This window comes from Thermodesulfobium sp. 4217-1 (assembly GCF_039822205.1).
GTDB lineage: Bacteria > Thermodesulfobiota > Thermodesulfobiia > Thermodesulfobiales > Thermodesulfobiaceae > Thermodesulfobium.
Genome location: NZ_JBAGBW010000003.1, coordinates 26,185 through 51,261 on the forward strand (window position 1 = coordinate 26,185; position 25,077 = coordinate 51,261).

Consider the following 25,077-nt stretch of genomic DNA (forward strand, 5'->3'; position numbering starts at 1 on the left):
GGATAGCATGCAAAAACGAAGTAAAAGATACACAGAAGCCTTAAATCTTTTTGATAGAAATCAAAAATATGATCCAGATGCTGCTCTTGCATTCGTTCAAAGTGGCGCAAAAGCAAAATTTGATGAAACAGTCGAAGTATCTATAAGAACTGGATTGGACGTAAAACATGCAGACCAGCAAATTAGAACTACTGTCTCTTTGCCTGCTGGCACAGGCAAGAAAACAAGGATTTTAGTTATCGCAAAAGGCGAAAAGGCTAACGATGCTAAGGATGCTGGCGCTGATTATATCGGGGCTGAGGATATCCTTCAAAAGATTCAACAAGAAAATTGGTTTGAATTTGACGTGATTATTGCGACTCCTGATATGATGGGCGCGCTTGGTAAATTGGGTAGAATTCTCGGTCCTAAAGGGCTAATGCCTAACCCAAAGACAGGTACGGTAACCTTTGAAATAGCAAGAGTAGTAAAAGAGTTTAAGGCAGGAAAAGTGGAGCTTAGAACTGATAAGACTGGTATTTTGCACATACCAATTGGCAAGGTATCGTTTTCAAAAGATGATTTGATTGCAAATTTTGCTGCCGTTATGGATACAATTTTAAGGTCAAAGCCATCTGCTGCAAAAGGGACATATTTGAAAAGCATTACTGTTTCTTCGACTATGGGCCCTGGAGTAAAGATTGATACAAACAAAGCCGCTGACTCTGTAAAGAAAGCAAATCTTTAAGACAATAAGTTAAACTGAATATAGGCCCAAGAAGCAGGTAATAAATGTAAATCCTGCGGAGGCAAAGGAAGCTAATACCCAGGTATTACCTTTGCCTGGGTATATTCATAATTATATTTAAGTAACTTTGAAAGGAGGTGAAATAATGATAAGTCAGATAAGAAAAGCTAAAGAGAATCTTGTAAACAATATCTTAGAAGATCTCTCTAATTCATCAGCCGTTTTTTTGATCGACTTAAAGGGAATGAACGTTAAAGAGAGCGTTGCATTGAGAGATAGGATAAGGGATACATCCTCAAGGCTCAAAATAGTTAAAAATACTCTTCTTGGCATAGCACTCGAAAAGCTTGGTAAAAAGAACTTGGTTGAAGATCTATTGTTTGGGCCAACTGCAGTTCTTTTTGTGCAGGGCGATATTAGTGCTGCTGCAAAAGTTTTGAAGACATCTTTAAAAGAATTTGAAAAAGGATCCATTAAGGGCGGATATATTGAAAACAGGGCTCTTAGCGCTATTGAAGTTGAAGCCCTTGCAGATATCCCATCCAAAGAAGTACTTTTGTCGAAAGTTTTGTATCTTTTGCAAAGTCCTTTGTCAAGGTTTGCGGGAGTGCTTGGCGCAGTGCCAAGAGATTTTGCTTATGCCCTGCAGGCTCTTAAAGATAAAAAAGAAGCTTCTTGATTACGAATATAGCTAAATGCGTTTATGAAATAAAATAAATTTGTAAAATTTTAGGAGGATAAAAATGGCTTTAAATAAGGAAGAAATTTTAGAGGCAATATCTCAAATGACCGTACTTGAGCTCTCAGAGCTTATTAAGGCTTTTGAAGAAAAGTTTGGAGTTACTGCAGCTGCTCCTGTCGCAGTCGCTGCTGGAGTTGCCGCAGCACCACAGGAAGAAGTTGAAGAACAGACAGAATTTGACGTAATCTTGACTGATGTAGGAGCAAAGAAGATCGACGTATTGAAAGTTGTACGTGAGATTACAGCTCTTGGTTTGAAAGAAGCAAAAGAGCTTGTTGACACTGTGCCAAAGCCTGTAAAAGAAAAGGTTAAAAAGGAAGAGGCTGCTGAAATTAAAGCGAAGATTGAAGCTGCTGGCGGCAAAGTCGAAGTAAAGTAATAGATATTATTTAAATAGTATTCTGGTCGGACTTAGGTCCGACCTTTTCTATTTTTGGGAAAATGTTAATCTGACTTTTGCAGCAAATAAAATAAAAAAAGCTCATAAATGCCTTTATATAAAGGTTTTATGGGCTTTTTAGTTTTACATAAAGTTGTTGTATGTTCAGGACTTCTTTATGTATAAAAATGATACTGCAAGATTAGATTGTTAATTTTATTTTATTGACAAATTAGAATTTATAACTAAGCTATTTGTATTATGTTAAGGCTAAAAAATACTGCAAATTCAATGAATGCATTTCATCAGAAATTTTATCCAGTTTTAATTGCAAGCGTTGCATTTTTTCTGAGCTATTATACCAGACTTACGTGGAGCATCTTGTCTGTTTATGTTCCCTTTAGGCCGTCTATAAATCAAGATGCCCATGTTTTCGCTATATATTTTTTCAGTTATATTATTGTTCAAATTCCAGCTGGCTTCTTATCTGATAAATATTCTGGTGGGAGGATAGTCTTTTTTTCTTTAATAGGTTTGGCAATAGCTTCCTTCATGTCAGGTTTTGCTTTAAATATAGAACAAGAATATGTTGCAAGTTTTTTGATGGGATTTAGCTCTGGTTGGGTTTATCCTGCGACTATAAATATTATGAATTATTATTACAAAGAAGATAGATCGATATATTTGGGTTACTATTCTATAGCCTGGCCTCTTGCTATTGTAGCAGCCGGGATTGTAATTGCTCCAATTGCAATATATTTTAGCTGGAGATGGATTTATTTTTTATCTGGATTTTTTAGCATAATATTTGCAATTTTGTCTTATCCGCTAAAGACTGACTATCAAAAAAAGAAAGTTGACCTATCGGTTATTAAAGATAAGAATGTTATTTTAATATCTATAGCCGGTTTTTTGTTCTTCTTTTCTTATTGGTCAATTGTTTTGTATGCCTATAAATATTTTGTGTCAATCGGTATAGATAAGGTGGTAGCTGGTTTTATTTTTTCAGCTATGGCTCTTGCTGGATTGTTTTCATCTGCGATTTCTGGTTTTATTACAAATAAATTTGGGTTAATGCGCACAATGATTTTAATGTTGCTTTTGTATTCAATTTTAACCGCTTCTTTTGCTTTTACTACTTCTACTGTTATGTTAATAATTATTTCGTTGTTAATGGGATTTGCAAGGTTTTCACTGGTTCCAATACAAGCAAATTTCTTAACTCTAATTGGCAAACAAAATACTGGCAGCGTTACAGGCATTGCGAATATGTTTTGGCAATCGAGTGGTATTTTTGGCCCACTATTGTCATCATTTTTAATAAGAAGCATGGGGTTTGAGTATTTCTGGACAGCCTTAGGCGCAATCGTTCTAATATCGATATTTTTTTATAAAACAATTAAATTTTGTTCATAGCAAAGTAGCTGAAAAAGTTTAAAAATTTAAAGTATTAAAGAATCTTTTGCAAAAATAACAGTAAAGATCGAAGCCGCTGATGGCAGGGCTAAGTTAAAAATTAAATATTAGTTAAATGTTTTTTCTGGTCGGGCTTAAATCCTACTTTTTTTTATTTTAAAAAAAATGTTAAACTAATATGAAATATTATAAATTGAGGTGTATTTGATGGAATATAAGGCTTTAGGAAGCACGAATATTATGATTTCAACTATTGGTATGGGCACCTGGGCAATAGGCGGATGGTCCTGGGGCGGCACCGACGAAGAGATGGCAATCAAAGCAATTCAAGCCTTTATTGACAACGGAGGAAATCTTATTGATACTGCTCCTGCTTATGGTTTGGGGCTTTCAGAAGAGATTGTTGGGAAGGCCATAAAGGGTAAGAGAGACAAAGTTGTTTTGGCTACAAAGTGCGGTTTAGTTTGGGATACAGAAAAAGGATCGTTTTTTTTCCAGGAGAACGATAAACCTGTATATAGGTATTTAGGCAGAGAGTCTATAAAGAATGAGATCGATCAAAGCCTCAAAAGACTAAACACTGATTATATAGATCTCTATCAGATTCACTGGCTTGATAGAACTACTCCTGCTGGAGAAGTAATTGATACGCTTCTTGAGATTAAAAAAGAGGGAAAAATAAGGGAAATTGGAATATGTAATGTTGGAAAGCTGGAAATGGAAGAATTTACAAAGTATAGCAAGCTTCAATCGGATCAAGAGAAATTTAGTATGCTTGATATGGAAGCAAGATTTGACAATATTCCATATTGTGCCAATAATAATATTTCTTTTATAGCTTATTCTCCTTTGGAAAAGGGTCTCTTGAGCGGTAAGGTTACTTTGGATAGAGTTTTTTCAAAAGACGACAATAGATCTCACGAATCAAGGTTTAGTCCGCAAGTAAGGGGTAAAATTTTAAACCTTTTGGCTGAATTTGATAAGTTTAAAATAAAATACAATATAACCACAGCACAGCTTATTTTAGCTTGGACCAGGATGATTCCAGGCGTTTCAAGCTTGTTAGTGGGGGCAAGAAATCCAGATCAGGTTTTAGAAAATATTAAATCTTCTGAGGTCTTTATTGATCAAAATGATTGGAACTATATTTTTGACTATGTAGAAAGAAAGACAGAAGGTATTTTCTAATCAGATTTTTAAAATCTATATTGATTAAATTTTTTTATATATTTTGCGAGGATTTTTTTGGAAAAATTAGATGTTATTAGAATAAATTTAAAAGCTGTAGTTATGGAAAAGATTCAAGATATACACGTTTATGCTTGGATTGATAATTTTTATGATATATTTATCTCATGGGATGAGTTTTTTGAAATATTAAATAGATATGATAACAATGCTGGTATAGGTATGTCTGATTTTTCGAATGAAGAATTGAAGATTATTGAAGAAGAAGTTGTCAAAATGACTGTAGATTGTTTAAAATATAGAATTACTGAAGAAATCGAGAAGGAACTTGAGAAGGTTGAAAGATTTTGGATTATTGTTGATAAAGAAGGTCTTAAACTTCCAAGATTTATAGTTTACGATGATAGTGAAGGGAAAACTGACTCTTTTAACGTTTTTGATTGTTTAAGGGCTTATGGTTTAATCCCAGAGGGTAGTGGTGAATGGGAAGGGGCTGCAAGAGCAATTTTGTTTTCGAAGGGGAATAAAAAAGATTGGGACTTAGATCTTTATGCTACTTATCTTGAAGCTGAGGATCAGGATTTAAATGAAGTCCAAAGTTGTTCTACAAAATATATGAATATAGTTTAAATTTCATTTATTAGTTTATATAATTTAGGGGGTTATATGAGGATTTTTCGTATTTTCTTAAACGCTGCTCTTCGTAAAAAGATGGGCATAATGGTTCTTGTTAGTTTTTTTGTTTTTGGCCTGCTCTTATCGGGTGGAGGTTTGATTCAAATATATAACTTTAGTAATGAAATTTTGTTTAATGATATATCAAACGCATCTAAAGGTCTTAATTTCTTCCTTGATTCAAAAATTACAGATTCAAGAAGAATTGCTTTGATACTTTCTAACGAGCACGATCTTGTTGCTGGCATAAAAAACAAAGATTTTGCCTCCCTATCTTCATTCATTGAAAAATTTTCTCAGCTTTATCCCGGATCATATGTGACCGTTACTGATTCTGATGGCAATGTACTTGCAAGAAGCAATGCGCCTACTGAGAAGGGCGATAACTTATCTGATTTACCAGAGATTTCAAGTGCTTTAGGTGGTAAAGTTGAATCTGGCATCGCGAAGGGACATACTACTGGACTCTCAGTAAGATCTGGAGCGCCTGTTAGAGACGAAAAAGGCAAAATTATTGGGGCTATTTCAACAGGCTTTAAAATTGCTGGAACTAAAGATATTTCAAATCAAATCAGAAATAACCTTGGAGTAGAGGTAGCCTTTTTTGATGGTGATAAAATGGTTTCTACTTCTATTAAGAGTAACGAGCTTCCCTACTTTGATAAATTTTTTAACTCTTCTATTTATGGAGCGGTTCTAAAAGATGGTAAACCAGTTGATTATGGTACTCCTAGAAATATCTCAGAAATGTATAACTTTATAAAGGAAATATTATTTGGTAAGCCTTATTTTGCATATTATTATCCTGTGAAGGATGCCAATGGAAAAATTCTTGGGATGTACTTTATTGCTAAAGATACAGCTTTTTATAATAATATGTTGAAGAGATTTACCATAGTGCAGTTTGCATTAAACATAGCAGCTATTATAATCGGCATATTCTTATTGCTATTGTCTATGGAGTTTTTCTTTATGAGACCGATAGGACTGTTGGTTAAGGATATAAAAAGAGTAGCCTCTGGCGATCTTAGTCAACCTCTTAATCCTGTTTACAACGATGAATTAGGGGTTGTTGTAAGGGCAGTAGAATCAATAAGATCAAACTTTATTAACGTTATTGGTAAGATAAATTATGCTATTAAAGACTTGGTAAACACTTCTGATGAGCTTATGTCGGTATCTTCTTTGGTAGCTACTTCATCGAGCGATGTATCTAAACTATCAGAAATTAATGCGAAGGGCGCTATGGACCTTTCAAACATATCGTCAAAATTAAATGAAGATAAAGATATTCTTCTAAAGAGTATTCAAGGCATATCTAAAGGCGTTGAAGATCAGGCAATAACTGCTTCGAATATTGCTCAAAATATTAATAAGATAGCTAAAAGTATAGAGATATTTAGCGATAAGCTTAAGGGTGTAACCGATATATTACAGGCAACTGACACCAAAATTAAAAATATGAATAAAGAAACAGATGAAAAGAAACCCGTTGTTGATGAGGTTGTTAACGTAATGTCAAGTGTAACCGATATTTTTAGCAATATAAAAAATAACTCAGACAAAATAAAATCGGCTTTTGTTCCTATACAGACGCTTGCGAATCAAATACAACTTTGGACTTCTAACGCGATTATTGAAACTGCTAAATTAGGCGATCAAGGGAAGGGTTTTGGGGCTATTATTGATGAAATAAGAAATTTATCTGAAAAACTTTTAAATACAACGAATGAAATCTTAAACAATCTTAATGAAGGTTTTACTGCATCAGATGGTTCTAAGATAAACTTTAACAAGCAAGATGAAAGTATTGATACTATTAAAAAATATTTTTCTTCGATTGAGGATTCGGCTAATAGTTTAGCAAAAAACGTTAATGAGCTTTCTGCAATGATTGAGAAGATTAAAGAGGATGCAACTGGGTTGCTATCTTCAAAAGATATTAAAAATATTGAAACAAGCTTGGCTAACTTAGCTGCTTTGGCTGAGGAAGACCTTTCAAATATTCACGATATCAATAGGGCATCCTTAGACGTCCAAAGAGCAATTGAAAGCGTTGCTGAAATATCAAAAGACGGAGTTTCATCAACTAGGAATATTTCAGAGAGAGCCAATGAACAGTTAACTGAAGCTAATAAGATGGAAGAGGTATCAAATGTTATTAAAATAAAGTCAAATGAACTTGAAGATGAGGTTAGAAAGTTTAAGATATAGAAAATGACTTTTTAAGGAGAATAAGATGCTTAAAGTAAACTTAAAGACTCATAGAAAAAGGTTGTTAGCTGATACTCCTGGGCAGAAACTTTTTGTTTTACTTGGCATTGAAGCAACAGGAGATTTTGAAGAACGTGAAAAGCTTTTCGTTTCTTTTGTCTTAGATACTTCTGGATCGATGAGCGAAAAGGTAAATGATAAATCAAAAATTGAAATTGTTGTTGAATCTTTGAAAAAAATATTTGAATCTGATATTTTTAAAGATGATGATGAAATAAGCATTGTTACTTTCGATGATGAAGTTAATACGGTTTTACCCTTCACTGTTGCGGCAGATAAGGAAAGTATAAATTTATCATTAGAAAAAATTAAAACAGGAACAGTTGGAACCAATCTTGGTGCTGGTATGAAGCTTTCATTGGAGCTTCTTAAAGATAAGGTTGGCATAAAAAAGATGGTGGTTTTGACTGATGGAAACGCCTTCGATTTAGATGTTGTTGAGAAGGTTTTGGATGAATTAGTTTTTTCTAATATATCTGTACTTTCTGTTGGGGTTGGCGATGAATGGAATGAAGACTTGTTGTGTAGGATTTCCGATAGGACATTAGGAAAACCACTACACCTTTGTGATAGTGAAGTTGGTCTGGATTATTCCAGTAGCATAAACATTAGCAAATTGCCTTATGTTTTCTTGAATGAATTGGGCCATGCAAGCCAGGAAGTAATTACAAATCTTGAGCTGGTAATTTCTCTTAAGGAAGGATTTTCTCTTGAGAGAATCACAAAAATTTTCCCCGTTCAATACGAGATTATAACTGATACTCAACCCTATTTAATGGGCAATCTTGAATCTAAAAGAAAGAATGTATATCTTTTGGAGTTTGATGTTCCTTTGATACCTGTATCAAAGATTGATATGGCTCAGGTTGAATTGTATTATCAACTCCCGAAAGGCGACACAAAAGAAAAAGTTGGCCCACTCGAAGTTAATATTGAGTTTACAAAAGATCAATTGCTTGCCGTCCAAACCGATCAAGAGGTTATGGATTGGGTTCAGCAAAGAAATATTGAAAGAATTGTAAACCAAGCAATTACTCATGCATATAACTCACCTGATGATTCAGAGAAAATCTTAGCTCTAGCAAGAAGTCTTACTATAAAATTAAAAAATGAGAACTTAACTGCGATGTTAGACAGGGCAATTGAAGAGCTAAGAATAAAAAGATATATTGGTTCTGGCACTGCTAAAACGCTAAAAATTGGAATGAAAACGCAATTATTAGATCATTCTAAGTCAGATTTGCCTTCTGATGACGACATCAGAAAGGCGACTGGTGAATAATTTGATAATAATTTAGGTGGGGTACATGGACGAAAATATTGTAAAAAGATTAGATCTTGAAAAGATGTTTAATCTGTTCGAAGTAATTGAAGATTTTGGGCAGGGTTGGAGTAAGTGTAGATATAATGGCGAGTTTTTTATATGTTACAATGGCGAAAAATTTGAGGCTTATGAGAAGATACTAAATTCAAAGATCTTTCCTGAAATATTGAGTTATTTTGAAAATACTATTGTTTTCAAATCTTATGATGCAAAGAAGCTAAGCGTACCTTTAGATCCAGAACACTCATTACTTCTTATAAAAGATATCAGTGAAGCTTCAATATTGCTAAAAGATCAGGGATATATGTTTAACGAGATTAATATTGCTGATCTGGTTAAAACGGAAAATGGTTTCAAGTTTTCTAAAATTCCCAATATTATAAGTTTTTCTGATTTCAAGTTTCCCAATCAATTATTTGAAATAGAAGATTACACAATTAAGCTATTAGGCTCTCTTCTTTACGAGTTATTAAGTGGAATTTCAATTAAAAATGGATTTGATATAAAGATTATCTCGCGCTACGATATTCCGGGTATACCACAATTTCTATCACTGGCACTTCCAGGCAGCAGGGGAAGAATTTCGCTTAAAGATGCTTTTAATATGCTTAGTCAAATTTGTTCTTCAATTGAGGCTCAACACTGTAAATATAGCATTGGATCTTCTTCTACTATTGGACTAAACGTTTCGAGAACGATTAATGAAGATTCTTTTGGTTATGCTCAAATGTATTTTTATAATCACTTTGGAAAGCACAATATCTTAAAAGCCTGTATCGCTGACGGTATGGGTGGCATGGAGGCAGGGGAAACTGCCAGTAAATCTGCTGTGGATGCATTTTTGACTGAAAGATTTGAACTTTTAGATGACGATGAACACATTGCAAATCAAACTATTGAGCTTGCATGGAAGGCAAATAAAGCTGTGTTTGACAGTTTAAATGGCAAAAACGGTGGTTGTACCTTTAGCGGCACTGTCATTTACAACGATAGGCTTTATATTGCACATGTGGGAGATACAAGAATATATCTTTATAAAAACGATAATCTTGAGAGATTATCGAACGATCATTCTTTGGTAGAAACGCTAATCTTAGGCGGAATTATGACAAGAGAAGAGGCATTGAATAGTCCAGATAGAAACAAGCTCTTAAGATCTATGGGATTTATAAAGGATAAACAAGAAAATTATATAGAAGGATTGTTCAAGAAGTTTGAAAAACATTCTATTCAATTAGTTAAAGGGGATGTTGTTCTAATAGTAAGTGATGGAGTATGGGGAGAGATTCCTGACGATGAGTTGCTGGCTGTTATTAGATCTTTGTCGCACAATCCAGACGATCTTGTGGATGAGTTGATTTCAGTTGTTTTGAAAAGAGGAGCACCTGATAATGCTACGGCAATTGCTATTTATAAAGAATTTTAAGAATAAGGAGAGAATATGATCTTTTGTAGAGTTTGTGGATATGGGCCTATTTCAGAGGAAGTAAAAGTTTGCCCAGTGTGTGGAACAGCAGTAGTTGATAAAGCTTTTTCTGGGACTAGAACTCTTTCAATAATGTCATTGGCTTCTGGTACAGTTCTTCAAAATGGCAAATATCGAATTGAGGATGTAATCATACAGGGTGGATTTTCTTTTACTTATTCTGCTACTCAAACCATGCTTGATTCAAAAGTAGCTGTTAAAGAGCTCTTTGCGCTTGGCGCTACAAGGCAAGGTAGCGTGGTAATCTTTGGTGGCGACTCTTCTGAAAGCATTGGTGAATTTTTAAATGAGGGAAGAATTCTTGCCAGATTAAATCATCCAGGTATAGTAAAAGTTCTTGATTTTTTTGAAGAAAATAATACGGCTTATCTGATAATGGAATTTCTTGAGGGAGAGTCCTTATCGTTACTCATAAATAGAGCAGGAAAAGTATCAGAAGATGAAGCTCTAAGTTATATAAAACAGGTTGCTCAGGCTTTAAAGGTGGTCCATGATGCGGGACTATTGCATCAGGATGTTAAGCCTGACAACTTGATATTAACAAAACAAGGAAGAATTGTGATTGTAGATTTTGGGTCAGCTAGACAATTTATAGCAGAAAAAACTGGAAATTACGATAGAATTGTGACTCCTGGTTTTGCACCACTAGAGCAATATGGTCAGAGGGTGAGAAGAGGACCTTATACAGATGTATATTCGCTGTGTGCAAATTTTTATACTTTAATTAAGGGCTTTCCTCCAGCTCCAGCTCCAGATAGATTGCAAACTTTAAAAGAATTAGACTTAGCAGAAATAAGCCCAAAAATTGCAAAAATTATTTCAAAGGGTCTTGAGGTAAATGTAAATAATAGAATTAAATCAATGGACGAATTTCTATCAATGATTGAAGAGGCCGAAGATCAAAGCTTCAAAGTGAACAAACCAGCTATAAAAGAAGATTCAGTACATCTTGATGAGATTTCTAATTTCAACAGTGAGAAAAGTACTTTAAGAAAAGATAAGATATACGAGAAAATTGATCCTATCGATGTTGAAAATCTGGACATAGATCATGAGGACCCAAAATCAATTTTTGAATTAGGTTTAAAGTATTTACTTGGATTTGGAGTTGTAAGGGATTTTGACATGGCTTTTAAATATTTCAAAGAGGCATCTCAAAAAGGCAGTGCAGATGCAACATACCATCTTGGCCTCATGTCTCTTCACGGCCAGGGCACATCTCAGGACGATAGCGCAGCTTTTAGATATTTCAAAGAGTCATCTGAAAATGGCAATCCAGATGCAATGTACAGAATCGGATGGATGTATGAGTATGGAAGAGGCGCATCTCAAGACGATAAAATGGCTTTTAAATATTTCAAAGAGGCATCTCAAAAAGGCAGTGCAGATGCAAAATACCATATTGGTCTCATGTCTCTTCACGGCCAGGGCACATCTCAAGACGATAAAATGGCTTTTAGGTCTTTCAAAGAGGCATCCGAAAATGGCAACCCAGATGCAATGTACAGACTTGGTTGGATGTATGAGTATGGAAGAGGCACCTCTAAAGATGTAAAAATGGCAAAATATTGGTATGAGAAATCCAAAGACTTAGGGAATATTGACTCGAAAAATAAGCTTGAGAATTTTTTGCCTGAATTTCATAACAAAAAAAATCAAGGCAATTTCTTTGGAAGACTTTTCAAAAGTTTGTTTGGAGGTTAAATTTTTTTAAACTTCACAAGTGTTTGACAACTTTAATTTAAAGTTTATTATATATAGAATTAACCGTTTTGAAAAATTAATATAGTTAAAAGCTGTGAACAGGAGTAGTAGAGAGCAAAACTTTCTTAGAGAGCCGAAGGTTGGTGCGATTCGGTAAAGGGCGCTTTTGAACTCGCCTGGGAGCTTTTCTGGTGAATCTTAGTAATCAGAAACGTTCGGCTGCGTTAATGCCTTGAGAGAACCGTCTTTTTTGATGGTTAATCGTGGTGGTACCGCGGAAATTCCCTCCGTCCTCGTGATGTGAGGGTTTTTTTTTAAAAATTTTGGAAGGAGGGATATTTGTGAAGATGAGAGGAACGGCTGCAATCTTAAAGACTCTTGAGTCTCAGGGTATCAAAAACGCATTTGGCATTACAGGTGGTGCAATAATGGGTCTTTATGACGAGCTCTATAAAAACCCAGTTTTTAATCATTACATGATGAGGCACGAACAGGGCGCAGCTCATGCTGCCGATGGCTATGCAAGAGCTTCAGGAGATGTTGGGGTTTGTATTGCAACTTCTGGACCTGGAGCGACAAATCTTGTAACTGGAATTTCAAATGCTTATATGGATTCAGTTCCTATTGTAGCTTTGACTGGGCAGGTATCTACAAATGTGATGGGTACTGACGCATTTCAAGAAATTGATATCTTTGGTATAACTCTTCCAGTTGTGAAACATAGTTATATTATCAAGAACCAACAGGAAATTCCTACCATCCTTAAAGAGTCCTTTTATATTGCTTCTACAGGAAGGCCTGGTCCTGTACTTATTGATCTTCCAAGAGACGTACTAATGAATGAAAATGAGTTTAATTTTTCTAAGCCAATTGATATTCCTGGTTATAAACCAACTACAGAGGGACATCCTTTACAGATTAAAAAGGCAGTTAAAGCTATACAGAAATCAAAAAGGCCTGTAATTTTGGTTGGCGGTGGAGCAAGGGACTGCGTTGATGAGATTAAAGAATTGGTTGAGAAAACTCATATTCCTGTTGCACACACTCTACACGGTAAAGGTGCGCTGGATCCAAACTCTATTTATCATCTTGGCATGCCTGGAATGCACGGATTGCCTTGTGCCAACAAAGCTCTAATGGAATCTGATTTGATTATTTCAGTTGGTGCACGTTTTGATGATAGAGTTACAGGACAGCTTGCCACATTTGCCCCGCATGCCAAGGTTATTCATATTGACATTGACCCTGCTGAGATTGGAAAAAATGTGCCGGTAATTGTGCCCATAGTTGGACTTAGCAAAAAAATATTAATACAGTTGAACAAAGAGCTTGAGCAAATGTCACCAAAAGATGATTGGATTAAGATGATTGGAGAATGGAAAAAGGAATTTTGTCTTGAGTACAAAGCTCAAAAGCCTCATGAAGGCATTTATCCTCAGGAGTTTTTTTCTGTATTTAGCCAAATTTTAGGCACAGATGGTATCGTAGCGACTGATGTCGGTCAGCACCAAATGTTTGCAGCCTTATATCTCAAAAGATTCGATCCAAGAACATTTATTTCTTCCGGAGGTTTGGGCACTATGGGGTTTGGACTTCCTGCTGCTATTGGGGCTCAAGTTGCAAAACCAAACCAGCTTGTAGTAAGTATTTCTGGTGATGGCGGGTTTCAGATGACTATTGAAGAGTTAGCTGTTTTAAATTCTTATAAATTGCCAGTTAAAGCGATCATAGTTAATAACGGTTATCTTGGAATGGTTCGTCAATGGCAGGATCTGTTCTTTGACAAAAGGTATGCTGAAACAGATTTGATATCGGGCAATCCAGATTTTACAAAAATTGGTGAGGCATACAATATCCCGGCGAAAACTGTAAAGAAAAATTCTGAACTGAAAAAGGCTATTGAGGAGTGTCTTTCCTCTTCGGGACCTTATATCTTGGACGTTTGGGTAGAAAGGGAAGAGAATGTGTTTCCAATGGTCCCCCCTGGTGTTGATATTTCAAAGATGATTTATGGGAGGGAAAAGAAATGAGACATACGCTTAGTTTAGTTGTTAGCAATAAATCAGGTGTGCTTGCTAGGATAGCAGGATTGTTTGCTAGACGCGGATACAACATTGAATCTTTAACCGTGGCTCCTATGGAAAATGAAGGATTTTCGAGGATGACTATTTTAGTTGAGGGAGATGACAACGTCGTTGAGCAGATAGCAAAACAGTTGTATAAACTAATAGATGTAATCAAAGTATTTGATTATTCCCAAGAAAATATAGTTGAGAGACAACTGGTTCTCATAAAAACGAAGGCAAGCGGGCCAGTTCGATCCGAAATTCTTCAAATAATAAATATTTTTAGATCACGTGTTGTAGATCTCTCTAAGGATACTTTAACTGTTGAAGTAACTGGTGATGAGGAAAAGGTTTATGCATGTCTAAACCTTTTAAAGCCTTATGGTATTATTGAGGTTTTGTTTAGCGGCAGAGTGGCGATGAAGAGAGGCTAAATTAAGAGTCAAACCTTTGAGACAAGTTGTAAATCAAACTTGTGATTAAAATAATTTTTGAGTTAAATGATAATAAATAAAATTAGGAGGCTTAATGCAAATGGTAAAAGCTTATTACGATCAGGATGCAGATTTAAAGTTTTTGAACGGTAAAAAAATTGCGATTTTAGGGTATGGCAGTCAGGGACATGCCCATGCACTAAATCTTAAGGATAGCGGTTTAGATGTAATGGTAGCCTTGAGACCAGATTCAAAAAGTGCTCATAAGGCTATTAGTGCAGGTTTGAAGGTGGTAACAGTATCTCAAGCGGCTCAGGATGCTGATATTATCGTATTTTTAATCCCAGATGAATTGCAGTCAAAGATATATACAAGTGAAGTAAAACCGTATCTAAAAGCTGGTAAGGCTTTGGTTTTTGCTCATGGTTTTAGTGTCCATTTTAATCAGATTGTTCCGCCATCTGATGTAGATGTCTTTATGATAGCGCCAAAAGGGCCTGGACATCTGGTAAGGAGACAATATGAAGAAGGCAAAGGTGTCCCATGCTTGTATGCTATTTATCAAGATGCAAGCGGTAACGCTTTTGATATGGCTCTTGCATATGCAAAAGGTATAGGCGGTACAAGAGCAGGAGTATTGAATACGACTTTCAAAGAAGAAACAGAAACTGATTTATTTGGTGAACAGGCTGTTTTGTGTGGCGGTCTTACTTCTCTGATAAAGGCAGGATTTGAAACTCTATGTGAGGCAGGATATCAGCCTGAGCTTGCATATTTTGAAGTTTTACATGAAATGAAACTAATAGTCGATTTGGTTTATGAAGGCGGATTTGGCTGGATGAGACATTCAATTTCGAATACTGCAGAATATGGGGATTTAACAGTAGGGCCATGTGTAGTTGGACCAGAAGTTAAAGAAAATATGAAAAAAGTCCTTAATGACATCCAAACGGGTGTATTTGCTAAAGGGTGGATTCTGGAAAATTCTGCTGGTCAGCCCATGCTCAATGCTCTTAGAAGAAAAGAAAGAGAGCACAAAATTGATGAAGTAGGGAAAAAGATGAGAAGTATGATGTCCTGGCTGCCAAAAGTAGAATATTAAGGAGTGATTCCTTTGAAAAGGATAAAATTATTTGATACGACGCTTAGAGATGGAGAGCAATCTCCAGGCGTAAGTCTTAACAACGAGGAAAAATGTGAGATTGCAAAGCAGTTGGCCAGACTCAATGTTGATATCATTGAGGCTGGCTTTCCTATAGCATCAGAAGGTGACTTTAGAGCTGTCCAGCAAATTGCAAGAGAGGTGAAGGGGCCTATCATTGCGGCCCTTGCAAGGGCAAAAAAAGAAGATATAGATAGGGCATGGGATGCCATAAAAGATAACGATAAACCAAGAATTCATACTTTTTTAGCTACTTCTGATTTACATCTGGAGAAAAAACTCCAAATTTCAAGAGAAGCGGCCCTTACTAAAATAAGAGAATCTGTAAAATATGCCAGTTCTCTTTGCACTGATGTAGAATTTTCTGCGGAAGACGCATCTAGAAGCGATATGGAATTTCTTGCTCAATGTGTTAGTGTGGCCATTGAATCGGGTGCCAAGACAATCAATATACCAGATACGGTAGGTTATTCTACTCCAAATGAAATGGTTGAAATGATTCGTTATCTAAAAAATAATGTGCCAGGAATAGAAAACATAGATATATCAGTTCACTGTCATAACGATCTTGGCTTAGCTGTCGCCAATTCTTTAGCATCTATTGAAGCTGGAGCGACCCAGGTCGAATGTACTATTAATGGAATTGGTGAAAGGGCAGGGAACGCGGCTCTTGAAGAGATTGTGATGGCACTCTTTGTTAGAAAGAATTTTTATCAAAGTTATACCAATATAGTCACCCAGGAAATTTATAGAACTAGCAGGCTTGTATCATCCTTAACTGGAATGAATGTACAAGCAAATAAGGCTATCGTTGGTGCAAATGCCTTTGCCCACGAGTCAGGGATTCATCAGGACGGAGTCCTAAAGGATAAGAGGACATATGAAATACTCGATTCGGAGCTTATTGGGCTTACTGGTTCGCAGATGGTTTTGGGCAAGCATTCTGGAAGGCATGCCTTTAGAAAAAAAATAGAAGACTTGGAATTTGAACTCTCTCCAAACGATCTTAATAAAGCATTTCTTGCTTTTAAGGAGATGGCTGACAAAAAACAACAAATTCATGATATGGATCTCATAACGCTTATTAATGACATCCTCTTCCAGGGAGAAGAATCTTATAGAGTTCATTATGTGGGCATTTATTCTGGTACAAATTCTTATCCAACAGCTACTGTGGTATTGGAAAATAGTTCTGGGGAAAGGCTTTTGGATTCAGGAATAGGCAATGGTTCTGTGGATGCAATTTATAAGACTATAGAAAAAATGGTTAAAATGAAGCTTAATCTAATGGACTTTAACATTAAAGCAATTACGGGCGGGACAGATGCTCTGGGAGAAGTTACAGTAAGAGTTCAAGATTCCAATGACAGGGTGTTTATTGGCAGAGGATCTGATACCGATATTCTTGTGGCATCTGCTAAAGCTTTTGTTAGCTCAGTTAATAGAATAATCGGGTATAAGTCAATGCAAATGTAAAAAAATTGGCGGGGGTGGGGTATAATGATTACAAATAATATTATTGACAGAATATTTTTAAAAGATTATTATTATTGCGCTGGTCAAATAAACTTATTGTGGGTGGAGGATAATTGTCTCTTTTTAAAAAGAAAAAATTTTTTTGTGGGATAGAAATAGACGGCAACGTATTGAGATTTTCGCAGGTTGATAATCTCAAGTCTTCTTTTGTTTTGAAAAAATACCAAGATGTTTTGCTGCCTCAGCCTTATACTAAAGACTCGAATATCGAAAGTATAAAGTCTTTTTCTTCATTGCTCGAGCAGCAGTTTGGGGTATTTAAAAATGTTAATTTTGTTTTAGGGCTTCATGGCACGCAAATTATTTTAAAAAACATCAGGCTCCCAATGCTTCCCGCAGATGAGGTCTCCCTTGTAGTAAAATCTGAGGCTGATAGATATTTGCCAATACCGCCAGAAGAGGCATACATTGACAGTTGTTTTTTGAGGGATGTCCATATTGGAAATGACAATTTTGTTGATGCACTTTTGGTTGCAGTTCCAAGAAGAATTGTCGATCCGTTTATAGACTCTTTTAATAGAGCCGGTTTGACTCTTAGCAAGATAGATCTTTCAATCTTAGCTCTTGCAAGGGCGATGGGTGAGCAAATAACTTCTGGAATTCAGATGGTTATGAAGATATTTTCTGAGGGAGTTAACATCTTGATCCTTGACGATGGTTATCCAGTATACCAGCGTTTTATTCTGATTTCATATGATAACCTTATAAAAAATGATACTGGTAGTCTGGAATTGCTCCTGTCCGAGATTGAAAGAACGATTAGTTTTTATCTTTCTGATAAAGTTAACAAGGATGTCAGTAAGTTAAGCTATGTCGGTAGAAGCGAAGCCGACAAGCCACTATTTAACTATATAAAAGAGAAGGTTAGCGTCCCGTTTGGTGAGGCAAGGATTGTTCCAAGCAAGGTTTTGAAGGGAAGCTTTGATGAAAATGCAGTAAAATACTCTGGTATTTCAGTAGGGTTGGGGATGAGAAATGAAGGATAATGTTTATTTAGGATATATAATAAATTTACTGCCAGAGGAATTTGTAGAAAAAGGTAGTGATTTTAATCAAAATCTCGTTTTTCTTATTCCTGTAGCTGTTTTTTTTGTTCTTTTAATTTTAACAGGAGCAGCGTTTGCCTTAAATTTTTATATTTCATCTCAGATTACTAGCGTAAATAATCAGATTACAGTGCTTATGCCTGATGCGCTAAATTACGACGTTCTATTGAAGAGAAAAAATGAATTGCAAGAAGCCAATAAAGTTTTGCAAGGTATTGATCAAAGATCTAAAAGAGATATTGGAGTCTTGGAGGAGCTTAGATCTTCAATACCTGCAGATACGTGGATTACATCATTAAAGATTGACGGTTTGCATTATACTCTGAATGGTTCTTCATTAAGTTCTACCTCTCCGCCTTACTTTTACTACTTGATATCGAAATCCAAAATTCTTTCCAACCCCAGGCTGGATGAAATTATAAGAGTTCCCGGTAAAGACAAAGAAAATTCGAATAATGCCTTTAATTTCATTTTTGATTTTGAGGTTTCAAGATGAAAAACACCATATTAAACTACTTTAGAAATTTAACTTTCAGAGAGAAAAAGCTACTTTCTGCAATGCTTTCATTCTTGTTTATTGTGTTTTTTGGAGTCTTCTTTTTGTTTCCTCAGGTCCAACAATTTTTAGCCCAAAAAACAACTCTTGATGCTAAACAATTGCAGTTAAACGAGTATAAGAACAAATCTCTTGCTCTGGCTGCATTAAGAAAAGATTTTAATCAAGCAAACACTGAAGTTGAGAAAATAAGATCGAGATTTATAGTTCAAAACGATATGGCCAAGATGTTTGTGGATTTGTCGAATTTGATTGAGGCATCTGGCGGAACCCTTGTGGAATTTAAGCCAGAAGGGATATCTCAAGCTCCTATCGCTCAGCAAAAGCCTCAACAGCAGTCTAACAGCGGTGCGACTTTTAGCAAAACCGTATTGCAACCAGCAAATCAGCAGAATCAATCTAACAACAAAGTTGCCCAGCCTTCCTCAGGCAATCCTTATGCAGATGCTGAGAGAATACTTAATATTAGGACAATAAAGTTTGCGCTTAAGGTAGACTTTCACGGATACGATGCGATGAAGAAATTTATGGAAAGCTTAAGCACTTTCCCAAAGATAATTACTTTGGGTGGATTTCAAATAGTTGGATATTCTGAAAAAGAAAAAACTTTGAGACTTGATATGACTTTAGACGGGTTTTACGATCTGTCAAGGTCCAAATAGGGAGAAATAAATATGGATAAGCAAAAGAAAATGAAAATTTTACTAGGTGTTCTAATCATAATCCTTTTGTTAGTAGCTGGCATTTACGTTTATCCTCAATTATTTCAATCAAATGTCAATAAACCTCAAGTTGTTCAAACCCCTAAGCCTTCTGTGACCAATAAGGAGGCTAATGTGTCAAATAGTATTATCAACCCAGAAACTCTTGAAAAGCCAAAAGTCCAAATAGGCAGGTCTGATCCATTTATCCCACTTATTGGTTCCGAGGGGAACTCCTCAAACGCGCAAGGTTCATCAGGTTCAAATACTAATTTCCCTATGATTAAAATGAATCCATTTCCAACGAGTTTAAGATTGGTGGGGATTATGAGAGTTAACGATAAAATGACAGCCATTATAGAAAATGGACAACAAACATATACAGTTAGAAGTGGCGATATTATACTGGGCAACATAAGGGTTGTAGATGTTTACCTAAACAGTGTAGTGCTAACTTCTTCGGGGCAAACAAAAACCTATGAATTATAAAATATGTGAGGTGAATTTTATGAAATGGATCTTAAGATCTTGTTTATTTTTATCTTTTTTATTTTTTGCAACCATATCGTATGCCGCTGATAAGACTGCGCTTGTTAACATAGGTACAAACAACCAAAGTACATACGATGAACTGACGCTCACCTTTTCTGGTCCCATAGATCTTAACAGTGTCCTCCAGGAAAGGCTTAATTATCCTGATTCCATAAAATTCACATTTAAAAATACTTCGCTTTCCCTAAAACCAGGACAGAAAATTTTTGCCGATCTATCAAAAATTGATTATCTTTCTTATTATGTTGTTCCAGAGGGCGTAGAGCTTTATGCTTATCTTAGAGATCCTGACGTCAGCGTAAGCATCCAAAAGACGGCAGATAATGTTTTGGTCTTAAAATTCCAGCCAAAAGAAGCTGCTAAATCTGCAACAAATGAAAGTGCTCAGAATACAGTTTCTAATCAAAATAATTCAAGTTCTGGAAATATAAACAATTTAGATTCTGGCTTATACCCAAAGGGTTATAACCCTTCAAGTCTTAATTCGAATATTGATAATACGCAGCAGGTTCAGGCTCAATCAGATAATTCTCCTATGATATCGTACATGGCATTTAAGGGAGCTGATATAAGGGATGTTTTGGCTACTCTTGCGAGGTTAGGCGGATATAATCTGGTAGCATCTGATTCTGTTAAGGGATCCGTTACCGTAGATCTTAAAGATATAAGCGTTGATGATGCAATTAAACTTGTTACGAAGATTAACAATTTTTCAATGCAAAAGGTTGGGAATGTTCTTGTGATTGGTAACAATAAAGATCTGAGTAACTTTGGTGTGATCAGGGTATATAAGTTATATAATGTCGGGAATAAAACTGTTATAGAGACTTCTACTTCTGCAACTTCTGGCGGAGGCAGCGGTGGAGGAGCCTCTGGGTTAACTATAAACAAGGTAACCACAATGAGACAGGGAGCTGATGTGGCAAAGCTGATAGCAGAGGGTATTGGCGCATCATTCTCTTCAACAAAGATTGCATCATCTTCTGGCGGGGGCGAGTCAGCATCCACATCTAACTCTACTGACAGCTCGGGTAAGGTACTCTATGATGATAGAACCAATACCATTACTGTAATAGCACCAGAAGATAAACAAAAAATTGCAGAAAATTTGCTCCAAAATCTTGATACACCGCTTAAACAAATTGAAGTTCAGGTAATGGTTATTGAGCTTGATAACCAAGGGATTAAAGAGATTGGCATAAATTGGCCAAATAACGTTCAGCTCTCAGGAACTGCTACTGCGACAAGGACTTATGGAACGTCTAAGAGCAAATCTAGTGTTTATACGGGTACTATTTCTAATATCACTGCATCTCTTTATGCTCAGCTAAATAATAGCAATGGGAAAATACTTTCTGATCCAAGAATTCTTGCATTAGACGGTCAGGATTCTTATGTATTTGCAGGTGATAAATTGTATATACCTCAGGTATCTTCTGCTACTGGCGGAAACGTGACCTACACTACAAATGAATATGACGTAGGTGTTTTGCTAAAAATTACTCCCTTTGTAGGCGAAAATGGTGAGATAACGATTCATGTTACGCCTTCTGTTTCTGCGTTTAATGGTGATATTTCTCAACTTCAGATCAATCAACCATTTACTACAACCATTAGGGAGGCTGATGTAACAGCAAGAGTAAAGGATGGACAGACTTTCTATATCGGTGGTCTTATAAGCGATGAAGATAGAAAACAAACTATTTCTGTGCCAGGATTGGGCAATATGCCACTACTTGGACCTATGTTTAGATATGATTATCGTCTAAAGAGCAAGACAGAAGTAATATTTTTACTTACACCTCATGTCGTAAAAAGTAGCTTGTGATAAAAAAGTTCTTTATTGTTCTTACTATAGCTTTAGCTATAGGTTTGGTTTTTTATCTTGTTAAAGGTAGAGTTGGAAGCGTTGATAAAGTTCAAAACAGTAGTAAAACTGTTGAAAAAAATATTTCTGATGTTCAAAACAATAGTACATCTTCGAATACAAGCAACACAAAGGACAAGACAGATAGGAAAATTGATGAAACATCTAAAACTTATAGTTCAAGATATGAGATTGATAGGGCAAAAGGCAAAACTGTCGTTCTAACCTTTGATGCAGGTGCGGACGGAAGCAGATTGCCAGATATTTTAGATATTCTATCTGAAAATCATGTCAAAGCAACCTTTTTCCTTACAGGTCCGTTTTGTGAAAAATATCCGAATCTTGTTAGTATGATTACTAAGCATGGTTTTGAAGTTGGAAACCATTCTTATGCGCATCACGATATGACAAAAATGTCCGATGAGGCGATCAAAGAAGATATTTTAAAGGCCCAAAATATTATTATTGAAACTACTGGTCAGGATCCAAGGCCTTGGTTTAGACCACCTTATGGAGCACGAAACGATAGGGTGAGAGGGGTATTGAAATCTTTGGGATATGAGACAGTGTATTGGACTATTGACTCTCTTGATTGGGAGGATAATATGACTGTTGATAGAGAGAAAAAGAGAATATATAATAATTTAAAAGATGGGAGCATAATATTGCTTCATATTGGTAGCAAAACTACTCCTGTGATTCTTTCTGAGATGATAAAGTATTTTAAGAGTCAAAATTATAGAGTTACTGATTTATCTGGAGCTCTGCGATGAATAAGGAGGATAAATATGAAAATTCTTGTTGCTGTCGATGGTTCTAAATATTCTAGAGAGGCAGCACTTTGGGCAGTAAAGATAGCTAGGAAAGAAGTTGAATATAAGATTATTGCAGTTTATGTAGAAAAGATACTTTCGAGAAACGATTATTCTTTATCAGATGAGGATCTTGATCTTAGAATCGATAAAAATGCAAAAAATGTGTTTGAAAAGTCTTTTGAAAACATAGAGCTTGATGGTATAAAAATTGAAACAAGAGTTGAAAAAGGCAGTCCCGCTTCGAAAATTTTGGATATTTCTGATAAAGAAGATGTCGATTTAATAATTGTCGGCAGTAGGGGGAGATCTGGTGTAAGCCATTTCTTTCTGGGCTCTGTGTCTGACAAGGTTTTTACTTATTCTGTAAGGCCGGTGCTTGTCGCTAAGGTTAGAGAGATAGAGCCAATAATAGAAACGGTGGCTATAACTTAGATTTAAAGATACTTTCTGACTCTTTATAAAGTTCAATTAGCGATGATGTAATTTTTTCCCATGAAAAATTTATTGCATAAGGTCTTGCCTTTTTTTCTAAATCTACTCTTACGTCTTTATTTTTGATTAAATAGCATATCTTATTCGAAAGATCGATGTGGTCGTTTGGCTCTACTAATAATCCATATTGACCGTTTTTTAACAGGGTTCTGTAACCAGTAATGTTCGATGCAATTACCGCAGTGCCACAAGAGAGCGCCTCTAAAATAGTCATACCAAAGCTTTCTCCTCCCAATGCTGGCGAACAAAATATCCAAGCTTTGGAATATTCTTTTGCAAGGTCTTCTTCGCTTAATTCTCCCAGAAATTTTATGCTTTCTAATTCTTGAAATTTACTAATTTTCTTTTCGGTAGAATATCCTGCAATTCTGAGCTGGGCATCGGGAAAGTTTTTAGAAATTTTGTTCCATGATTTTAATATTACGTCAAGGCCTTTTCTTTTTTCAAGCCTACCTACAAAAAGGACTGTAGGGTTCTGATATTTTTCACAGGGTGCAAATATATCAATATTGACTCCGTTTGGTACAATTTTGAAATCACCAGATATATATTGTTCGGCAAAATGCATTGACGCTTCGGATACAGCAATTTTGACAGCTACCTTGCTTGAAAATCTTTTTGATATTGGTTTAAACCATTCGAAAGGAAATGGGATATCTGAGTAGGCATGAAACGTTCCCACTATAGGTTTGTTAAGTGCGAATACTGAAAAAAGAGATGGACCTGGTGCGAATGGTTCATGTATATGCCAAATATCAAAACTTTCTTTAAGCAAGAGTATTTTTCCTAATGCGCCTGGAGTTGGGGCGAGCCTTGCTATTGAGCCATTTGTCATAAATGGAAGTGAACGCCCCACTGTGTGAAATCTCGCGTGATCTATATTATATGCGAGTATTTTTCCTGGTTCAGCAGGCGCAATTATATGAGTTTCGATATTCTGCTTGTCGAAAAATTTTTGTAGAAAAAAGAGATGGGTGTTAACTCCACCTTTAAAGGAAAAAGAGTATGGACTAACAAGCGCTATTCTCAACTATAATCATCTCCAATCCAATTCGGTTGAAAGATAAACCATTGAGTTGGGCTAATTGTTACCAAGTTTTCTATATGTTTTATTATCAAATTTGTGATTTCTTCTTTTGAGCATTCAACATTGTACTCTATTTCTTTAAAATATACTTGATATTTATTATTAGATTTATATAAAGCAGCTACAAAAAATTTTGGATTTGTTTTTTTAATCAAAATTGATGGGCCATCATTGAATATGCACTCTCTGCCAAAGAAAGTGGTCTTAATTCCGTGGCTGGTTAGATTCCTATCGACCACAAGAGCTATTACATTGCCATTTCTTAACTCCTTTAATGACTTTATAGCAGTAGCTTTGTTAAGAGGTATTATTTCTAGTCCAACTTTCTTCCTAATTCTCTTGAAGAAGTTAAATAGCCAATTTGGTTTTATGGATTCTACCACTGCAAATGCTTCTTTATTACATTCTCTTGCTGCAGAAGCTATCAAAAAGGACCCGAGATCCCAATTTCCAAAGTGTGCTGTAGTAACTATTATCCCTTTGTCATTCGCTCTCTTAAAACACTCTTTGATGTTTGAATATGAAGCATCAAAATCATTTATAAAATATCTAATAAATTTAACCATAAACGGTAAAAAAATTACTTCAAGATAATAAATTGAATAGTTATAAAAATTTTGGGCTACCATAGAATCTAGCTCTTTTTCGCTTAAGGATGGAAATTGTGACTTAAACCTAAGCCTGGACATTTGGCACCCTTTTTTGTGAAGAGACATCATAATATGTGAAATTGGATGCGCTAAAAGATTTATAGTTTTAAGGATAAGACTGCATAGAAAAATTTGAGCCCTTTCTTTATAGAGCACTATCTTACATTAACCTTAAATTAATTTGAAATTAAAAATTTT

The 25,077-nt window shown here is 35.5% G+C and carries 23 protein-coding genes and 1 other annotated feature; of the genes, 21 read left to right on the forward strand and 2 right to left on the reverse strand.

What is annotated here, in order from left to right; genetic code table 11:
- Nucleotides 1–7: 7 nt before the first annotated feature.
- The 21 genes from rplA (at nucleotide 8) to V4762_RS02215 (ending at nucleotide 23,082) form a co-directional block, all read left to right on the forward strand.
- The gene (gene rplA, locus V4762_RS02115) at nucleotides 8–727 is read left to right on the forward strand and encodes a 50S ribosomal protein L1 (RefSeq protein WP_347314121.1); all 720 of its coding nucleotides are present in this window, start codon (nucleotides 8–10) and stop codon (nucleotides 725–727) included.
- Between the two features lie 145 nt (nucleotides 728–872).
- Complete coding sequence (gene rplJ / locus V4762_RS02120; protein WP_347314122.1) at nucleotides 873–1,406, forward strand: 50S ribosomal protein L10; 534 nt, start codon at nucleotides 873–875, stop codon at nucleotides 1,404–1,406.
- A gap of 64 nt (nucleotides 1,407–1,470) precedes the next feature.
- A complete protein-coding gene (gene rplL, locus V4762_RS02125) occupies nucleotides 1,471–1,848 on the forward strand; it encodes a 50S ribosomal protein L7/L12 (RefSeq protein WP_347314123.1) in 378 nt (125 codons plus the stop codon).
- 261 nt (nucleotides 1,849–2,109) lie between these two features.
- Nucleotides 2,110–3,264 (forward strand): MFS transporter, encoded by a 1,155-nt coding sequence (locus tag V4762_RS02130; RefSeq protein WP_347314124.1) that lies wholly within the window; start codon nucleotides 2,110–2,112, stop codon nucleotides 3,262–3,264.
- 207 nt (nucleotides 3,265–3,471) lie between these two features.
- Nucleotides 3,472–4,452 (forward strand): aldo/keto reductase, encoded by a 981-nt coding sequence (locus tag V4762_RS02135; RefSeq protein ID WP_347314125.1) that lies wholly within the window; start codon nucleotides 3,472–3,474, stop codon nucleotides 4,450–4,452.
- A 57-nt stretch (nucleotides 4,453–4,509) separates the two neighbouring features.
- On the forward strand, nucleotides 4,510–5,082 hold the full coding sequence (locus V4762_RS02140; protein WP_347314126.1) for a hypothetical protein: 573 nt from the start codon (nucleotides 4,510–4,512) through the stop codon (nucleotides 5,080–5,082).
- 36 nt (nucleotides 5,083–5,118) lie between these two features.
- The gene (locus V4762_RS02145; RefSeq protein WP_347314127.1) at nucleotides 5,119–7,341 is read left to right on the forward strand and encodes a methyl-accepting chemotaxis protein; all 2,223 of its coding nucleotides are present in this window, start codon (nucleotides 5,119–5,121) and stop codon (nucleotides 7,339–7,341) included.
- A 25-nt stretch (nucleotides 7,342–7,366) separates the two neighbouring features.
- Complete coding sequence (locus V4762_RS02150) at nucleotides 7,367–8,683, forward strand: vWA domain-containing protein (RefSeq protein ID WP_347314128.1); 1,317 nt, start codon at nucleotides 7,367–7,369, stop codon at nucleotides 8,681–8,683.
- A gap of 25 nt (nucleotides 8,684–8,708) precedes the next feature.
- Entirely contained in the window at nucleotides 8,709–10,151 is a 1,443-nt protein-coding gene (locus V4762_RS02155; protein WP_347314129.1) for a PP2C family protein-serine/threonine phosphatase, read from the forward strand.
- A gap of 15 nt (nucleotides 10,152–10,166) precedes the next feature.
- Entirely contained in the window at nucleotides 10,167–11,915 is a 1,749-nt protein-coding gene (locus tag V4762_RS02160) for a protein kinase domain-containing protein (protein ID WP_347314130.1), read from the forward strand.
- A gap of 85 nt (nucleotides 11,916–12,000) precedes the next feature.
- Nucleotides 12,001–12,213: a binding site (T-box leader), on the forward strand.
- 49 nt (nucleotides 12,214–12,262) lie between these two features.
- On the forward strand, nucleotides 12,263–13,945 hold the full coding sequence (gene ilvB / locus V4762_RS02165; RefSeq protein WP_347314208.1) for a biosynthetic-type acetolactate synthase large subunit: 1,683 nt from the start codon (nucleotides 12,263–12,265) through the stop codon (nucleotides 13,943–13,945).
- A complete protein-coding gene (gene ilvN, locus V4762_RS02170; RefSeq protein WP_347314131.1) occupies nucleotides 13,942–14,415 on the forward strand; it encodes an acetolactate synthase small subunit in 474 nt (157 codons plus the stop codon). Before ilvB ends, ilvN begins: the two co-directional genes overlap by 4 nt.
- Nucleotides 14,416–14,515: 100 nt before the next feature.
- Nucleotides 14,516–15,517 carry a ketol-acid reductoisomerase gene (gene ilvC / locus V4762_RS02175; protein ID WP_347314209.1) on the forward strand — a complete coding sequence of 334 codons (1,002 nt, stop codon included), beginning with the start codon at nucleotides 14,516–14,518 and terminating at the stop codon, nucleotides 15,515–15,517.
- Between the two features lie 12 nt (nucleotides 15,518–15,529).
- A complete protein-coding gene (locus V4762_RS02180) occupies nucleotides 15,530–17,053 on the forward strand; it encodes a 2-isopropylmalate synthase (protein WP_347314132.1) in 1,524 nt (507 codons plus the stop codon).
- A gap of 113 nt (nucleotides 17,054–17,166) precedes the next feature.
- Entirely contained in the window at nucleotides 17,167–18,099 is a 933-nt protein-coding gene (pilM, locus tag V4762_RS02185) for a type IV pilus biogenesis protein PilM (protein WP_347314133.1), read from the forward strand.
- Nucleotides 18,089–18,655, forward strand: a complete 567-nt coding sequence (locus V4762_RS02190; RefSeq protein WP_347314134.1) for a PilN domain-containing protein — start codon at nucleotides 18,089–18,091, stop codon at nucleotides 18,653–18,655. The genes pilM and V4762_RS02190 overlap by 11 nt, the downstream gene beginning before the upstream one ends.
- The gene (locus V4762_RS02195; RefSeq protein ID WP_347314135.1) at nucleotides 18,652–19,377 is read left to right on the forward strand and encodes a hypothetical protein; all 726 of its coding nucleotides are present in this window, start codon (nucleotides 18,652–18,654) and stop codon (nucleotides 19,375–19,377) included. The genes V4762_RS02190 and V4762_RS02195 overlap by 4 nt, the downstream gene beginning before the upstream one ends.
- 12 nt (nucleotides 19,378–19,389) lie before the next feature.
- Nucleotides 19,390–19,905 carry a hypothetical protein gene (locus tag V4762_RS02200; RefSeq protein WP_347314136.1) on the forward strand — a complete coding sequence of 172 codons (516 nt, stop codon included), beginning with the start codon at nucleotides 19,390–19,392 and terminating at the stop codon, nucleotides 19,903–19,905.
- Between the two features lie 19 nt (nucleotides 19,906–19,924).
- On the forward strand, nucleotides 19,925–21,796 hold the full coding sequence (locus V4762_RS02205; RefSeq protein WP_347314137.1) for a type II secretion system protein GspD: 1,872 nt from the start codon (nucleotides 19,925–19,927) through the stop codon (nucleotides 21,794–21,796).
- The gene (locus tag V4762_RS02210; RefSeq protein ID WP_347314138.1) at nucleotides 21,793–22,608 is read left to right on the forward strand and encodes a polysaccharide deacetylase family protein; all 816 of its coding nucleotides are present in this window, start codon (nucleotides 21,793–21,795) and stop codon (nucleotides 22,606–22,608) included. Before V4762_RS02205 ends, V4762_RS02210 begins: the two co-directional genes overlap by 4 nt.
- Nucleotides 22,609–22,623: 15 nt before the next feature.
- Nucleotides 22,624–23,082, forward strand: coding sequence for a universal stress protein (locus tag V4762_RS02215; RefSeq protein WP_347314139.1), 459 nt, complete (start codon nucleotides 22,624–22,626; stop codon nucleotides 23,080–23,082).
- On the opposite strand, the gene V4762_RS02220 is transcribed toward V4762_RS02215, so the two are convergent.
- The gene (locus V4762_RS02220; protein WP_347314140.1) at nucleotides 23,072–24,172 is read right to left on the reverse strand and encodes a glycosyltransferase family 4 protein; all 1,101 of its coding nucleotides are present in this window, start codon (nucleotides 24,170–24,172) and stop codon (nucleotides 23,072–23,074) included. The two genes, V4762_RS02215 and V4762_RS02220, sit on opposite strands and share 11 nt — an antisense overlap.
- Nucleotides 24,169–25,035, reverse strand: a complete 867-nt coding sequence (locus V4762_RS02225) for a lysophospholipid acyltransferase family protein (protein ID WP_347314141.1) — start codon at nucleotides 25,033–25,035, stop codon at nucleotides 24,169–24,171. The genes V4762_RS02220 and V4762_RS02225 overlap by 4 nt, the downstream gene beginning before the upstream one ends.
- Nucleotides 25,036–25,077 lie beyond the last annotated feature (42 nt).